Raw genomic sequence first — 13,920 nt, 5'->3', positions numbered from 1 at the left:
CCAGGTCTCCTCGGCAGGTGACGCGCAGCAGGCCATGGACATCGCGCGGGCCTTTGTCGGCCAATCGGGCGGCGGCGCGGGCGGAGCGGGCGCCTCCGCCGGCGGCGCCGGGTCGGTCGCGAGCGGTGCCGGCGGCGGCGCGGTCTCCGGGGCGGTGATCAACGCCATCACCATCAATGGCCGCGACCAGGTCATGGTCAAGGTGACCGTGGTCGAGATGGCGCGCTCCGCCGTGAAGCAGCTCGGCATCAACGTCACGGGCAATTGGAGCCTGCTCGACACCGCGGCGGCCGCCTATGGCAACGCCAACCCCTATTCGGCCGGGGTGTCCGTGTCGCAGTTCATGAGCGGCGTCGTGGGCGGTCTCGGCGGCTCCGGCGGCGTGGTCAGCGGCCAGGCCGGGATCGGCAACAACGCCACCGTCGGCGGCACCCTCTCGGCCCTGGAACGGGCTGGCGTGTCGCGGGTGCTGGCCGAGCCGACGCTGGTCGCGATCTCGGGCGAGACCGCCAATTTCCAGGTCGGCGGCGAGGTCCCGACCATCGTCACCAGCGCCTGCCCGCCGGGGCAGTTCTGCCCGCCCACGGTCACCTACAAGCCGTACGGCGTGTCGCTGCTGTTCACGCCCGTGGTGCTGTCCGAGGGGCGGATCAGCCTCCGGGTCGCCACCGAGGTCAACGAGATCGACCGCGAGACGCAGGTCAACGGCAATTTCGGGTTCCGGACGCGCAAGACCTCGACCACCATCGAGCTTCCGTCGGGTGCCACCATGGCGACGGCCGGGCTCATCAGCTCGCAATCCAACCAAACCATCACGGGCGTGCCCGGGCTGATCAACCTGCCGATCCTGGGGGCGCTGTTCCGGTCCCGCGATTTCCAGCGTCGCGACAGCGAATTGATGGTCCTGGTGACGCCCTACATCGCGAAGCCGATGGAGAGCGCGCAGGTGGCGCGGCCCGACGACGGGTTCCAGGACGCCACCGACCCCCAGACCATCCTGCTCGGCCGTCTGAACAAGCTGTACGGCGTCGCCGGGCCCGGCGGCGCCGCCGGGAGCGGGCTGTCGGGCCGCTTCGGCTTCATCACGGACTGAGTGCTCGAACGGGCGCGGCCGCCCTGCCAGCAGGCAGGCGGGCCGACGGAGGATCCCATGCTGTTCCCAACCGCGTTTCTGCCAGGCCTCGCCCGCCCGCGGCTCGCCGCCCTCCTGCTGGCGGCCGCGCTGCCGGCGCTCGCCGGCTGCCAGAGCCGGGGCGAAACCACGGGCTCGCTCTACCCGTCCGACTACCGCGACCGCCACCCCATCATGCTGACCGACGGCGCGCGCGTGCTCGACCTGTTTGTGGAAGGGCCGAACGGGCTGGTCGCGCGGGGCCGCCAGGATGTGTCCGATTTCCTGGCCGAGTACCGCCGCTACGGTTCCGGCGCGCTGATCGCGCAGGTCCCGGCCGGGCACGGCACCAACCCCAACACGCGCCGGGCCCTGCAGGCCGTCGGCGAGGCGGCCGGGGGCCGGCTCGCGGTCGAAAGCTATCAGCCGGCCGACCCGGCCGTCGCGTCGCCGATCCGGCTCACCTTCCGGCGCCTCCAGGCCAAGGTCGCCTCCAAATGCGGGCTGTGGCCGCACGATCTCGGCGTCTCGGATGCGGGTTTCGCCGGCCGCAACGAGCAATACTGGAATCTCGGCTGCGCCACCCAGTCGAACCTCGCCTCCCAGGTCGCCGACCCGGTGGACCTGGTGCGCGGCCGCCACCAGACGCCGCCCGACACCGGCCGGCGCATGTATAATTTCGGACAGGTCCGCCAGGGGCAGGATCCCTCCACCGACTACAAGCAGCAGGCCACGTCCGTGAGCCAGGGCATCTCGCAGTAGCCCGCGCGCCACCAGGTTGGAGCTCACCGCCATGTCCGACGGGATGGATCCCCAGACGCAGATCATCGCGCCCCTGCCGCGGGTCACGCTGCAGGCCTTCTGCGAAACGCCCGCCATCGCCGAGGCGATCGAAGCCGCCGCGAGCGACCGCCGCATGCAGAAGGCGCATGTGAAGGTCCAGATGGGCGGGGCCCCGGCGGCCGTGGAGGCTTTCCGGCACGCCCCGACCCCGAATGTCGTGGTGCTCGAATTCCAGAGCGAGCGGGCCGGCATCCTGGCCTCGCTCGACCAACTCGCGACCGTCTGCGACGCCGGCACCAAAGTCATGGTGGTCGGGCATGTGAACGACGTGCTGCTCTACCGCGAAATCGTCCGCCGCGGCGTCAGCGAGTACCTGATCGCGCCGGTCTCGGTGCTGGATTTCGTGCGTGCGGTGTCGGAGCTCTTCTCCACCCCGGGGGCCGACCCGCTCGGCCGCACCGTCTCCATCCTGGGCGCCAAGGGCGGCGTCGGGGCGTCCACGGTCGCCCACAACATCGGCTGGGCGGCCGCCCAGAACCAGCAGGCTCAGACCGTCATCGCCGATCTCGACATCGCCTTCGGGACGGCCGGGCTCGATTTCAACCAGGATCCGCCGCAGGGCATCTCGGACGCGATCTTCGCGCCGGACCGGATCGACGCGAACCTGATCGACCGACTGCTGTCCAAATGCTCCGATCACCTGTCGCTCCTGGCCGCGCCGGCCATGCTCGACCGGACCACGGACCTGACCGAGACGGCGCTGGACGGGCTGATCGACATCCTGCGCTCGTCCATTCCGACCATCGTGTTGGACGTGCCCCATGTCTGGACCGCCTGGTCGCGGCGACTGGTGGTGTCGTCCGACGAGGTCGTGATCGTGGCCACGCCCGACCTCGCCTCGCTGCGCAACACCAAGAACTTGTTCGACAATCTGCGGGCCAACCGGCCGAACGACGCCAAGCCGCGCGTGGTGCTGAACCAGGTCGGCATGCCGAAGCGGCCCGAGATCGCGGCCGGCGAATTCGCCAAGGCGATCGGGGCCGAGCTGACGGCGACCATCCAGCATGATCCGGCACTGTTCGGCACAGCGGCGAATAACGGCCAGATGATCGCGGAGGTTCAGCCCTCGTCGAAACAGGCCGAGATCTTCGCCCACCTGGCGGCCCTGATCACCGGACGGTCCGAGCAGAAGCGCTCCCGCAGCCCGGGCAGCCTGCTCGAACCCTTCCTTTCCAAGCTCGCGCGCCGGAAGGCGTCCTGAGCCCCGCCGGAGCCATCTGATGTTCGGCAAGCGTTCCGCCACGGGGCAGCCGGCCCCAACGCCCGTGTCGCGCCCGGCGCCGGCCGGCGAGGCGGCCCCGGCCGCGCCGGTGCCCGTGCTGGCGGAGCCGGATCTGGCCAGCCGCAGGCTCGATCCGGGCCCGGAACTCGCCGTTGCGCAGCCGCCCGAGCGGCGCAAGTCCGACGAATACTATCAGACCAAGAGCATGATCTTCGGCGCGCTGATTGAGGCGATCGATCTGTCGCAGCTGTCGCGTCTCGACGCCGAATCCGCCCGCGACGAGATCCGCGACATCGTCAACGAGATCATCGCGCTGAAGAACGTCGTGATGTCCATCGCCGAGCAGGAGGAGCTGCTCGACGACATCTGCAACGACGTGCTCGGCTACGGCCCGCTCGAGCCGCTGCTGGCGCGTGACGACATCGCCGACATCATGGTGAACGGGGCCGGCAAGACCTACATCGAGGTGGGTGGCAAGATCCAGCTGACCAATGTCCGCTTTCGGGACAACCAGCAGCTGATGAACATCTGCCAGCGCATCGTCAGCCAGGTGGGACGCCGCGTCGACGAGGCCTCGCCCATCTGCGATGCCCGGTTGCCCGACGGGTCCCGGGTCAACGTCATCGCGCCGCCGCTCGCCATCGACGGCCCGTCCCTCACCATCCGCAAGTTCAAGAAGGACAAGCTCACGCTCGACCAGCTCGTGCGCTTCGGCGCGATCTCGCCGGAAGGAGCCCGGATCCTGGAGATCATCGGCAAGGTCCGCTGCAACGTGATCATCTCGGGCGGCACCGGCTCGGGCAAGACCACCCTGCTCAACTGCCTCACCAACTTCATCGAGCGCGACGAGCGCGTCATCACCTGCGAGGATGCGGCCGAGCTGCAGTTGCAGCAGCCCCACGTCGTGCGGCTGGAGACGCGGCCGCCGAACCTCGAAGGGCAGGGCCAGGTCACCATGCGGGACCTCGTCCGCAACTGCCTGCGCATGCGGCCGGAGCGGATCATCGTCGGCGAGGTGCGCGGACCCGAGGCCTTCGACCTCCTCCAAGCCATGAACACCGGCCATGACGGGTCGATGGGGACGGTGCACGCGAACTCGCCGCGCGAATGCCTGTCGCGGGTCGAATCCCTGATCACGATGGGCGGCTTCTCGCTCCCGTCGCGCACGATCAAGGAGATGATCGCCACCTCCGTCGACGTGATCATCCAGGCGGCCCGCCTGCGCGACGGCTCGCGCCGCATCACCCACGTGACGGAGGTGATCGGCATGGAGGGGGACGTGATCACGACCCAGGACGTGGTCACCTACGACATCACCGGCGAGGATCCGTCCGGGCGGCTGATCGGCCGCCACCGCTCGACCGGGATCGGCCGCCCCAAGTTCTGGGAGCGGGCCCGCTATTACGGCGAGGAGGCCCGTCTCGCGGCCGCGCTCGACGCCATGGAGGTCGTGGACCGGGAGCGCGCGGCATGAGCGCGGCCCGGGTCCGGCCCGGGGAGGGCGGATGAACACCAGCATGCTGGCCGCCTCGGTCCTTGCGGCGGCTGCCGCCGGCGGGCTGGCCTATGTCTTCCTCTATCCGGTCCTGTCCGGCTCTGCCCGGGCCGAGAAGCGGCAGAAGCTCCTGGTCGGGGACGGCGGGACCGAGCGGCGCGGCGCCGACCGCACGCAGGGGCTGAACCGGCGCGAGCAGGTCGCCCAGAGCCTCAAGGACCTCGAAAAGCGCGAGCAGGCCCGCAACAAGGCGACGCTCGAAACCAAGCTGGCTCAGGCCGGCCTGTCCTGGACCAAAGGCCGGTTCTTCTCCGTGAGCGCGGGGGCGGGGCTGCTGCTGGCCACTGTGCTCTTCGGGCTGACCGGTGAGGCGATCGCCGCCGCCGCGGGGCTGTTCATCGGCGGGCTCGGGCTGCCCCGCTGGGTGATCGGCTACATGAAGAGGAAGCGCATCGAGCGCTATCTCGAGGAACTGCCGAACGCCATGGACGTGATCGTGCGGGGCATCCGGTCGGGCCTGCCGCTCAACGACTGCCTCCGCATCATCGCCAGTGAGGCGGCCGAGCCGGTGAAGTCGGAATTCCGCTACATCGTCGAGCAGCAGACGCTGGGCATCTCGGTCTCCGAGGCGGTGCTGAAGCTGTACGAACGGGTGCCGGTGCCGGAATCGAACTTCTTTGCCATCGTGATCGGCATCCAGGCCAAGGCCGGCGGCAACCTGTCGGAGACGCTCGGCAACCTGTCCCGCGTGCTCCGCGAGCGCAAGAAGATGAAAGGCAAGGTCCAGGCGATGAGCCAGGAGGCCAAGGCCTCGGCGGCCATCATCGCGGCGCTACCCTTCGTGGTGGCCATCCTGACCTACCTCACCAGCCCCAACTACATCGAGCTGTTATGGCTCACCACGGCCGGAAAGATCGCGCTCGTGCTCTCGGCCATCTGGATGTCCCTAGGTGTCGCGATCATGCGCAAGATGATCAATTTCGACTTCTGACGGAGCCCCCGGCCCATGACCCAGCTCCTGCTCAAACTGGCCGACCCGCACTTCCTGGCCGCCCTGCTGGCCGCGTTGGCGGCCGGCGCCACCGTCATCACGCTCGCCCTGCCGGTGCTGGAGGGGGACAATCTGGGGCGTCGCATGAAGGCGGTCGCCGTGGAGCGGGACCGCATCCGGGCCCGTGAGCGGGAGCGGATGAGCAAGGGGCAAAAGAAGGTCGTGCTGCGCCAGGAGCCCAAGGCCTATATGAAGCAGATCGTCGACAGATTTAAGCTGTCGGATTGGCTCGGCACCGAAACGGCTAAGAACAACCTGACGATGGCAGGATTTCGTGGCCAGCAGTCTGAGATTACGTTTTTGTTCTTCAGGCTCGTGGTGCCCATGGTGTTCATGGTGCTGTCGGCCAGCTACCTGTTCATGGTGAACGATTTTGGCCAGCCGCTGATGATCAAGGCCGGGCTGGTGCTGAGCGCGACCTTCCTGGGCATCAAGACGCCGGAGATCTTTCTCCGGAACGTTACCAGCAAGCGGCAGCTCTCGATCCGGCGGGCCTGGCCGGATGCGCTGGACCTGCTGCTCATCTGCGTCGAGGCCGGCATGTCGGTCGAGCAGGCCTTCCGCCGGGTATCGCAGGAGGTCGGCACCCAATCCGTGGCGCTCGCCGAGGAGCTGGCGCTGACCACGGCGGAACTGTCCTTCCTCCAGGAGCGCCGCCAGGCCTATGAAAACCTTGCCGCCCGCACCGGGCTCGAGTCGGTGAAGTCCATCACCACGGCCCTGATCCAGGCCGAGCGCTATGGCACGCCCCTCGGCACGGCCCTTCGGGTCCTGTCTCAGGAAAGCCGGGACCAGCGCATGGCCGACGCGGAGAAGAAAGCGGCCGGCCTGCCGCCGAAGCTGACGGTGCCAATGATCCTGTTCTTTCTGCCGGTCCTCTTCGTGGTGATCATGACCCCGGCGCTGATCCAGGTCTTCGCGCTCCGATAGGCCGGGCCGGGATCAGCGGCGGGCCTCCTCCGTGGCCCGCGGGGCGGCCTCGTTCCAATAGGGCGGAGCGTTGAAGTAGCGGTGCACATGCTCCTCCCACTCCCGGTCGAAGGAGGGGTCGGTGCGCTCCCCCAGCCGTTCGGGGGCCTGCTGGATCTCGGCATCGGCGAGGTCGACCACATAGGCGTCGAGATCGGTGCTGTAGCGGAGCACGTTCCAGGGCAGGGTGCGGCTGCCTTCGCCCATGCCCAAGAAGCCCCCGAAGCTCATCACCGCGTAGACAACCCGTCCGGACCGCTTCTCGATCACCAGCCGCTCGATCGTGCCGAGCCGGTCGCCGTTGGCGCGCCTGACCGGCGTCCCCTCGACGCGGTCGCTGGCGATCAGGGGCCGGCGCGGGGTGGTGCTGCCCGCCGGCGAGGCGAAGTCGGTCTGCGTGGCCATCTCATCCTCCTGTTGGCGGGAAACGTGGGCCGGCGACAGGCGGTTCCCGGCCGGGCCCTCCGCGTCGGGACGGCGGAGGGACCGGGCGGACGGTGGCCATTTTTCGGCGCGGCCCCGCGCTTTATGCTGCGGCATGCGCGCGAATCGCCTCCTCCCGCTCCTGCTTGCCCTCGTCCTCGCCGGCCCTGCCTCGGGCCAGGAGCCCGGGGAGGAGGAGCCCAAGGCCCTGCCCAGGCTCAAGAACCCGGACGACCCCGCGACCCCGGCCAAGGAGCTGTTCGGCCGCAAGCCGAAGCCGGCCTCGCTCGAGGCCCGGGCCATTGGATTCTATTCGCGAGGCTGCCTCGCGGGCGCGCAGGCCCTGCCGGTGGACGGCAAGACCTGGCAGGTGATGCGCCTGTCGCGCAACCGGAACTGGGGCCATCCCGACCTGATCCGCTTCATCGAGAAGATGTCGGCGCGGGTGCCGCAGATCAACGGCTGGCCGGGGCTCCTGGTCGGGGACATCTCGCAGCCGCGCGGCGGCCCCATGCTGACCGGGCACGCCTCGCACCAGATCGGGCTCGACGCCGACATCTGGCTCACGCCGATGCCGGACCGGCGGCTCTCCCGCAAGGAGCGAGAGCAGATGTCGGCCGTGAACCTCGTCCGGGAGGACCGGGAGGACGTCGACCCGGCGGCCTACACGCCGGCTCACATGGCGCTGATCCGGGCCGTGTCCCGGGAGCCCGAAGTGGCCCGCATCTTCGTCAACCCGGCCATCAAGCGGGCCCTCTGCCGCGATGCCGGCCAGGACCGCGCCTGGCTCAGCAAGGTTCGGCCGATCTGGGGACACAACTACCATTTCCACATCCGGCTCGCCTGCCCGGAGGGCCAGGAAGGCTGCCGCGATCAGGACCCGGCGCCGCCCGGCGACGGCTGCGGGGCCGATCTCGAAAAGTGGCTCACGCCCGAATGGCTGTTTCCCCGGGCCGGCGTGCCGGGCCCGCCGCTCCGCATGTCAGCCCTGCCCAAGGAATGCCGGGAGGTGCTGGTCTCGCCCTAGGGCGGCGGCCGGCTCTTGGCGTGGTTCTCGTCGCCGATCCGGTCGGTCAGGGCGAACATCAGGCCTGAGATCACGAAGACGAGGTGCAGACCGACATACCAGGCGATCTCGCGATCCGAGCGGTTCGGCAGGTCCATGAAGATCTTGAGGAGCTGGATCGCCGAGATTGCCACGATCGAGGACATCAGCTTCAGCTTGAGGCCGGTGAAGTCGATCTTCGACATCCATTCCGGCCAGTCTGCGGTGTCCTCCACATCGATGCGGGAGACGAAATTCTCGTAGCCAGAATAGATCACGATGATGATCAGGGACCCCGTGAAGGTGAGGTCGATCAGCGTGAGCACGCCCAGGATGGTGTCCGCCTCCGTGCCCCGAAACGGGTGGGCCACGAAGTGGAACAGCTCCTGGGCGAATTTCAGCAGCAGCACGACCATCGCGGCCACGAGGCCGAGATAGAACGGGGCCAGGAGCCAGCGGCTCGCGAAGATGACGCGCTCGGTCCACCTCTCGGGGAGGTTGACCTTGCGGGGGGGCCGGGCGGCCAGGCCCTCCGCGCCCTCGGCAGCCGGTGCGCCCATCAGGCGGCGAGACCCACCGGGCAGGACACGCCGGTGCCGCCGATGCCGCAATAGCCGCCCGGATTCTTGGCCAGGTATTGCTGGTGATAGGCCTCGGCGAAGTAGAACGGCCCGGCCTCCACGATCTCCGTCGTGATCGGGCCGTAGCCGCTCTTGGTCAGCTCGCGTCCGAACGCCTCGCGGGAGCTCTCCGCCGCCCGGCGCTGCGCCTCGTTCTGCACGTAGATGCCCGACCGGTACTGCGTGCCGGCATCATTGCCCTGGCGCATGCCCTGCGTCGGATCGTGGCCCTCCCAAAACAGCTTCAGCAACTGATCGTAGGACACCACCTTAGGGTCGAACACGACGAGCACGACCTCGTTCTGGCCGGTCATGCCGGAGCAGACCTCCTCATAGGTCGGATTCGGCGTAGTGCCGCCGGCATAGCCGGCCGCTGTCACATGGACCCCTGGCACCTTCCAGAAGATGCGTTCGACGCCCCAGAAACAGCCCATGCCGAACACCGCGACCTCCATCCCGTCGGGATAGGGACCCTTCAACGGGCGGCCGTTGACGAAATGCGTGTCGGCGGTCGGGATCGGGTTCGGCCGGCCCGGCAGCGCCTGATCGGGGCGGGGCAGCTCGGAGGATTTGCGGAACAGGGAGAACATGCGGCAACTCCGGATGTCGAAGCCCCCATATGGGGTCGGGCCCGTGTCCTGTCAGCCCGCGGCCCGGCCCGAGCCCGCGGGCCTGCCGGCAGAGCCGGCTACGGCCCGGCTTCGGGCAGAAGCTTCCAGGCGCCGTTCTCGATGGTCACCATCACGCGGGCGCGCTTGTCCTGCCCCACATGGTCGTCCTTGGTCATGGTCACGACGCCGTTGGAATAGACCACGTCCTTCAGCCCCTCCAGCGCGTCCCGCAGGGCCGCCCGGAACTCCGGCGTGCCGGGCTTGGCGGCCTTGGCCGCGACCGGCAGGGCGGCGGCCAGCAGCGCGAAGGCGTCGTTGCCATGCGCCCCAAACGTGTTCGAGGAGCCCGGCCCGTGCGCGGCCTCGTAGCGGCTCACATAGGCGCTCGCGACCGGCTTGATCGGGTTCGCATCCGGCAACTGGGAGGCGACCAGCACCGGCCCGGCCGGCAGGATCGTGCCCTCGACGTCCTTGCCGCCGACGCGCAGGAAGTCGCCGTTCGCCGCGCCGTGCGTCTGGTACACCCGGCCCTGGTAGCCACGCTCACGCAGCGTCTTCTGCGGCAGCGCCGCCGGCGTGCCCGACCCGGCCACCAGCACCACGTCGGGCTTGGCGGCCAGAAGCTTCAGCACCGGGCCGGTGACGCTCGTGTCGGTGCGGGAATAGCGCTCGGAGGCCGTGAGCTGGATGCCGCGGCTCTGCAGCGCCGGCGTGATCACGTTCAGCCAGCCGTCGCCATAGGCGTCGTTGAAGCCGATGAAGCCGACCGTCTTCACCTTGGCAGCCGCCATGTGCTCGGCGATGGCGTCAGCCATGAGCCGGTCGTTCTGCGGCGTCTTGAAGACCCAGCGGCGCTTCTCGTCCATCGGTGACACGATGGCGGCCGAGGCTGCGAGCGAGATCATCGGCGCCTTGGTCTCGCTCGCCACCTCGATCATGGCGAGCGACACGGGCGTGGTGGAGGAGCCCACGATGACGTCGGCCCGCTCGTCGGTCAGGAGCTTGCGGGTATTGGCGACCCCGCGCGTCGTGTCCGAGCCGTCGTCCAGAACCACGATCTCGACCGGGACGCCGCCGAGCTCCTTGCCGAACAGCTTGGCGGTGTTCGCCTCTGGAATGCCCAGGGAGGCGGCGGGACCCGTGGTGGACACCGTCACGCCGATCTTCACCGGCTGCGACCAGGCCGAGGTGGAGAGGGTGAGCGCGCCGAGCGCGCAGGCCGTGAGCAGCGTCCGCATCAGATCCTCCCGGTTATGTTCTCAGGAGGTTGTAGCCCGTGGGCGGTCCTTGTCGAGCGGCAGCGGCCCGGGCGGCCGTTCGCGAAGGCGGCGTCAGGCGGCGGCGAGGCTTGGGGTCGGCCCTGCGCCAGCGCCCGCCCGGTGTCCGGCCAGCCAGTGGTCGAGAAAGGCCTCGAGCCAGATGCGCACGGCCGGATCGTGCATCAGCCGCCCCTCGATCTGGCGCGTGCGGTCCTGCGCGCCCGGCAGGGACAGGCGGGCATGGCCCAGCACGGTCCACCGGCACAGCATGGCGTGGGTGACCTCCGGGTGGAACTGAAAGCCGTAGGCGGCGCGCCCGACCTTGATCGCCTGGGTCGGAAAGTCGTCGCCGGTCGCCAGCGTGCGCGAGCAGGGCGGGCAGTCGAACCCTTCCCGGTGCCAGTGGTAGACATGGCCCGGCCACGAGGCGCCGATCTCGGTCGAGAGCGCGAGCCCCTGCGCGGTCGGGACGACCGGGTAGTAGCCGATCTCGGCCCGGCCATCCGGATGGGCATAGACTCGGGCGCCGAGATGCCGAGCCATCATCTGGGCACCGAGGCAGAGGCCGAGCAGCGGCTTCTCCTCCCGGAGCGGTACCTTCAGCCACTCGATCTCGCGCTTCACGAAATCGTCATCGTCATTGGCGCTCATCGGCCCACCGAAGACCACGGCGCCGGCATGGTCGGCGAGGGTGGCGGGCAGAGGGTCGCCGAAGCGCGGCCGGCGCAAGTCGAGGCGGTGGCCGCGTTCGGAGAGCAGCCGTCCGATGCGGCCCGGGGTCGATTGCTCCTGATGCAGAACCATCAGGATCGGCAGCTTGCGGTCGCCGTCCGCCGCCGTCTCAGCCACGTCCGAGAACCTCGGCCCGGGTCGCGCCGATCGCCTCGTCGTCGAAGCCGAGGAAACGTCCCATTCTCCAGACGAGATCCTCCTCGAACTCGCCCACCAGGCCATCCGCGGCCGCAATGCCGTAGGCCATCCCGAGAAGTCGTGTTCTGTCGGCCTCATCGCCACCCAGCCCCACTCTCTCCATCAGCCCCGACACGCCGTCGACCTCGCGATCGAGGGCGTCGGCCTGGGCCACCATCGCGCTCGCGGCCTCGTCCGGAAGTCCGAACCTGTCGGCCAGGAGCAGGACCAGTGCCAGCCGCTCAGGCCCGACAATCCGGCCGTCCACCCGGGCCACGTGAACCAGGAGAGCCGCGGCCGCGAGGCGATCATCCGGGATCCGGCTGAGCGCGTCCGGGTCGGGCCCTGCCTGGCCGCCATGCGCCTGGCGGAGGAGGCCGGAAAGCCGTTTGACAAAGGTCATCTGAACGTACGCTGCCAGTGTCCTGACGGGTTGGTTAATTTTGCGTATGCGAAATGCCGCGACGCCGCCCGGGGGGGCGCGCTCGCGATTGCAACAATGCGATTTGACGGGCATGGCGGAATGGTCACGATGGAGACTGGCACGGAGCGATGGTCATTCCTGAGAACGACGCGCCGGCGCCTCTCGCCGGGCTGAAAATCCTCGTCGTCGAGGACGAGGTCGCGATTTCCATGCTGCTCGAAGACATGCTGCTGGATTTCGGCTCGGAGGTGGTCGGACCGGCGGGACGTCTGTCGCAGGCGGTGGATCTCGCCGAGCGGGAAACCTACGACCTCGCCATTCTGGACGTGAACCTGGCCGGAGAGCCGATCTACCCGGTGGTCGACGTGATCGCGAAGCGCGGCATCCGCTTCCTGTTCTCGACCGGCTACGGCGCGGCCGGGATCGACGGGCCCTGGCGCGACCGCCCGGTGCTGCAGAAGCCGTTCTCCCAATCCGAGCTCGAACGGGCGCTCACCGCCGCCCTCCGCTGATTGCGTCATGCGCCCTCAGGGGCGCTGGAAGGAGCGGACCGGGCTTTCGGAGCCGTCCGCGTAGGTGAGCTGGACACGAACCATCGCGGTGCCCTCGGGCAGCGACAGGAGCGCCGCCCCGGCCGGCATGGTCGCAGGCCCTGTCGAGTCACAGGGCGGGAGCGGCAGCGGCTGGTTCGGCGGCTCGTCCCCGAAGCCGATCCGGGCGCGCGCGATGGCGCAGCGGTGGCTGACCAGCCCCGCAAAGGACAGCAGATCCGGGATGTCCGGCCGGAACGTGACCCAGCTCTCCGGATAGCGCTCCAGCGCGGTGCGGCCGCCGGCCACTTCGGCCGCGGCCGGATCAAAGGTGAGCGGAAACGGCCCGGCTTCCCGGTCGGCCCGGTCGCGATAGCTGAGATACAGCGTGGTGCGGGGTGAGTTCGCCGGAAGCTCGATGGCGGGCTCCGCCGCCGGCTGGCCGGGTCGGGCCTCCTCGCCGCGGGCCGGGCCGATCTGCTGCACCTCGCCGCGCTCTCCCACCCGCACCGAGACGGCCGTCGCGGCTTCGGGGAGTGTGAACCGGGCCAGCCATCCGGACCCCGTGCGGGAGAAGGCGGCGCTCGGTCGCGTCGGGCTGGACGCGAAGGCGCTCTCGATCTCGCCGCGCCGGCGACGGGCCGCGTCGAGCCAGCTCTCGAGGAAGGTGCGGTCGACAAAGGAGCGGGCCAGGACGCCGGCTGCGGCCGCCTCCAGGAAACGGTCGAGCGCGTCAAAGGCGAGCCGCCGCTCGGTCAGCGTCGGTCCACCGGCGCGCCGGTCCAGCAGCGATTCGGCGAGCACGAAATCCGCCGGTCCGGCGCCGGGCTGCGCCGCCGCCACGGCCTCGAGCCTGGCCCCGCGCTCCTCGCCGTCGAGGCCGATCGCCGACACCAGAGCTACGGCGGGCGACGGGTTCGATTTGGCGAGCGCCGCATAGGCCTGCCGGGCCGCCGCCGGTCCCCGGACGGCGCGCAGCAGCGAGGCGTGCCGCAGATGGAGGTCGACCGCGTCGCCGGGCAGCGCGGCCGCCGCTGCATAGGCGGCCAGCGCCCCGGGGCGGTCGCCCTTGGCCTCCAGCACGCGGGCGTTGTGGTACAGCTCCGGCAGGGTCCGGGCGTCCGGGATCACGCCTTCGGCCGCCAGCGACGCGAAGGCCGCGGCCGGATCGGCCGGCAGGGTCCTGGCGGGTCTGGCCGGTTGCGCCGGGGACGGCTCGGGCTTGGCCGGGTCCGCCTTGGGCGCCTCGCGCTGAACCTCGCGAGGGGGACGCTCCGGTCCGGCAGCAGTCCGGGCGGGCGGGCGCGGAGCCGGCGAGGCGGCCTGGTTCCCCTTGGGAGGACGATCCTCGTTGGCGGGCGGCGACGGGGCCGGCTCGGGCGCCGCCTGCGCCGCCTTGCCGGCCGGC

General features: G+C 69.8%; 14 protein-coding genes and 1 pseudogene. 8 read left to right on the top strand and 7 right to left on the bottom strand.

What is annotated here, in order from left to right; all coding sequences use genetic code 11:
- The 6 genes from JWR86_RS09040 to JWR86_RS09015 form a co-directional block, all read left to right on the top strand.
- Window positions 1–1,093, top strand: a 1,093-nt coding sequence (locus JWR86_RS09040) for a secretin (RefSeq protein ID WP_299563911.1), incomplete at its 5' end; no start/stop codon positions are given.
- Between the two features lie 57 nt (window positions 1,094–1,150).
- Window positions 1,151–1,873, top strand: a complete 723-nt coding sequence (locus JWR86_RS09035; RefSeq protein WP_299563908.1) for a CpaD family pilus assembly protein — start codon at window positions 1,151–1,153, stop codon at window positions 1,871–1,873.
- A 31-nt stretch (window positions 1,874–1,904) separates the two neighbouring features.
- The gene (locus JWR86_RS09030) at window positions 1,905–3,155 is read left to right on the top strand and encodes an AAA family ATPase (protein WP_299563905.1); all 1,251 of its coding nucleotides are present in this window, start codon (window positions 1,905–1,907) and stop codon (window positions 3,153–3,155) included.
- Window positions 3,156–3,174: 19 nt separating this feature from the next.
- Window positions 3,175–4,650, top strand: coding sequence for a CpaF family protein (locus JWR86_RS09025; RefSeq protein WP_299563902.1), 1,476 nt, complete (start codon window positions 3,175–3,177; stop codon window positions 4,648–4,650).
- 31 nt (window positions 4,651–4,681) lie between these two features.
- Window positions 4,682–5,662, top strand: a complete 981-nt coding sequence (locus JWR86_RS09020) for a type II secretion system F family protein (protein ID WP_299563899.1) — start codon at window positions 4,682–4,684, stop codon at window positions 5,660–5,662.
- A 15-nt stretch (window positions 5,663–5,677) separates the two neighbouring features.
- Window positions 5,678–6,652, top strand: coding sequence for a type II secretion system F family protein (locus JWR86_RS09015; protein ID WP_299563896.1), 975 nt, complete (start codon window positions 5,678–5,680; stop codon window positions 6,650–6,652).
- Window positions 6,653–6,664: 12 nt separating this feature from the next.
- On the opposite strand, the gene JWR86_RS09010 is transcribed toward JWR86_RS09015, so the two are convergent.
- A complete protein-coding gene (locus tag JWR86_RS09010) occupies window positions 6,665–7,096 on the bottom strand; it encodes a PRC-barrel domain-containing protein (RefSeq protein ID WP_299563893.1) in 432 nt (143 codons plus the stop codon).
- A 133-nt stretch (window positions 7,097–7,229) separates the two neighbouring features.
- Here JWR86_RS09010 and mepA point away from each other — a divergent pair, with 133 nt between their 5' ends.
- A complete protein-coding gene (mepA, locus tag JWR86_RS09005; protein ID WP_299563890.1) occupies window positions 7,230–8,141 on the top strand; it encodes a penicillin-insensitive murein endopeptidase in 912 nt (303 codons plus the stop codon).
- On the opposite strand, the gene JWR86_RS09000 is transcribed toward mepA, so the two are convergent.
- From JWR86_RS09000 to JWR86_RS08980, 5 genes are all read right to left on the bottom strand, one after another.
- Window positions 8,138–8,719, bottom strand: a complete 582-nt coding sequence (locus JWR86_RS09000) for a TIGR00645 family protein (protein WP_299563887.1) — start codon at window positions 8,717–8,719, stop codon at window positions 8,138–8,140. The genes mepA and JWR86_RS09000 overlap by 4 nt on opposite strands.
- A complete protein-coding gene (gene msrA / locus JWR86_RS08995) occupies window positions 8,719–9,369 on the bottom strand; it encodes a peptide-methionine (S)-S-oxide reductase MsrA (protein WP_299563884.1) in 651 nt (216 codons plus the stop codon). Before msrA ends, JWR86_RS09000 begins: the two co-directional genes overlap by 1 nt.
- A gap of 98 nt (window positions 9,370–9,467) precedes the next feature.
- Complete coding sequence (locus tag JWR86_RS08990) at window positions 9,468–10,628, bottom strand: ABC transporter substrate-binding protein (RefSeq protein ID WP_299563881.1); 1,161 nt, start codon at window positions 10,626–10,628, stop codon at window positions 9,468–9,470.
- A gap of 93 nt (window positions 10,629–10,721) precedes the next feature.
- The gene (locus tag JWR86_RS08985) at window positions 10,722–11,498 is read right to left on the bottom strand and encodes a glutamine amidotransferase (protein WP_299563878.1); all 777 of its coding nucleotides are present in this window, start codon (window positions 11,496–11,498) and stop codon (window positions 10,722–10,724) included.
- The gene (locus JWR86_RS08980) at window positions 11,491–11,961 is read right to left on the bottom strand and encodes a TerB family tellurite resistance protein (RefSeq protein WP_299563875.1); all 471 of its coding nucleotides are present in this window, start codon (window positions 11,959–11,961) and stop codon (window positions 11,491–11,493) included. Before JWR86_RS08980 ends, JWR86_RS08985 begins: the two co-directional genes overlap by 8 nt.
- Window positions 11,962–12,110: 149 nt before the next feature.
- On the opposite strand from JWR86_RS08980, the gene JWR86_RS08975 reads away from it, so the two are divergent.
- Complete coding sequence (locus tag JWR86_RS08975; protein ID WP_299563872.1) at window positions 12,111–12,494, top strand: response regulator; 384 nt, start codon at window positions 12,111–12,113, stop codon at window positions 12,492–12,494.
- A 15-nt stretch (window positions 12,495–12,509) separates the two neighbouring features.
- On the opposite strand, the pseudogene JWR86_RS08970 reads toward JWR86_RS08975, so the two are convergent.
- Window positions 12,510–13,920 (bottom strand): annotated as a pseudogene (locus JWR86_RS08970) (hypothetical protein); the annotation flags it as partial.

Source organism: Enterovirga sp. (assembly GCF_028290205.1).
GTDB lineage: Bacteria > Pseudomonadota > Alphaproteobacteria > Rhizobiales > Beijerinckiaceae > Enterovirga.
The sequence above is the reverse complement of the archived record's forward strand: the minus strand, read 5'-3'. Positions and strand labels throughout refer to the sequence as shown.

What these genes read in the sequence shown, in the direction of transcription:
- JWR86_RS09035 (WP_299563908.1), top strand. Translation starts at nt 1,151, where the DNA reads ATGCTGTTCCCAACCGCGTTTCTGCCAGGCCTCGCCCGCCCGCGGCTC.
- JWR86_RS09015 (WP_299563896.1), top strand. Translation starts at nt 5,678, where the DNA reads ATGACCCAGCTCCTGCTCAAACTGGCCGACCCGCACTTCCTGGCCGCC.
- msrA (WP_299563884.1), bottom strand. Translation starts at nt 9,369, where the DNA reads ATGTTCTCCCTGTTCCGCAAATCCTCCGAGCTGCCCCGCCCCGATCAG.
- JWR86_RS09020 (WP_299563899.1), top strand. Translation starts at nt 4,682, where the DNA reads ATGAACACCAGCATGCTGGCCGCCTCGGTCCTTGCGGCGGCTGCCGCC.
- JWR86_RS09030 (WP_299563905.1), top strand. Translation starts at nt 1,905, where the DNA reads ATGTCCGACGGGATGGATCCCCAGACGCAGATCATCGCGCCCCTGCCG.
- mepA (WP_299563890.1), top strand. Translation starts at nt 7,230, where the DNA reads ATGCGCGCGAATCGCCTCCTCCCGCTCCTGCTTGCCCTCGTCCTCGCC.
- JWR86_RS08980 (WP_299563875.1), bottom strand. Translation starts at nt 11,961, where the DNA reads ATGACCTTTGTCAAACGGCTTTCCGGCCTCCTCCGCCAGGCGCATGGC.
- JWR86_RS08990 (WP_299563881.1), bottom strand. Translation starts at nt 10,628, where the DNA reads ATGCGGACGCTGCTCACGGCCTGCGCGCTCGGCGCGCTCACCCTCTCC.
- JWR86_RS09000 (WP_299563887.1), bottom strand. Translation starts at nt 8,719, where the DNA reads ATGGGCGCACCGGCTGCCGAGGGCGCGGAGGGCCTGGCCGCCCGGCCC.
- JWR86_RS08975 (WP_299563872.1), top strand. Translation starts at nt 12,111, where the DNA reads ATGGTCATTCCTGAGAACGACGCGCCGGCGCCTCTCGCCGGGCTGAAA.
- JWR86_RS09010 (WP_299563893.1), bottom strand. Translation starts at nt 7,096, where the DNA reads ATGGCCACGCAGACCGACTTCGCCTCGCCGGCGGGCAGCACCACCCCG.
- JWR86_RS09025 (WP_299563902.1), top strand. Translation starts at nt 3,175, where the DNA reads ATGTTCGGCAAGCGTTCCGCCACGGGGCAGCCGGCCCCAACGCCCGTG.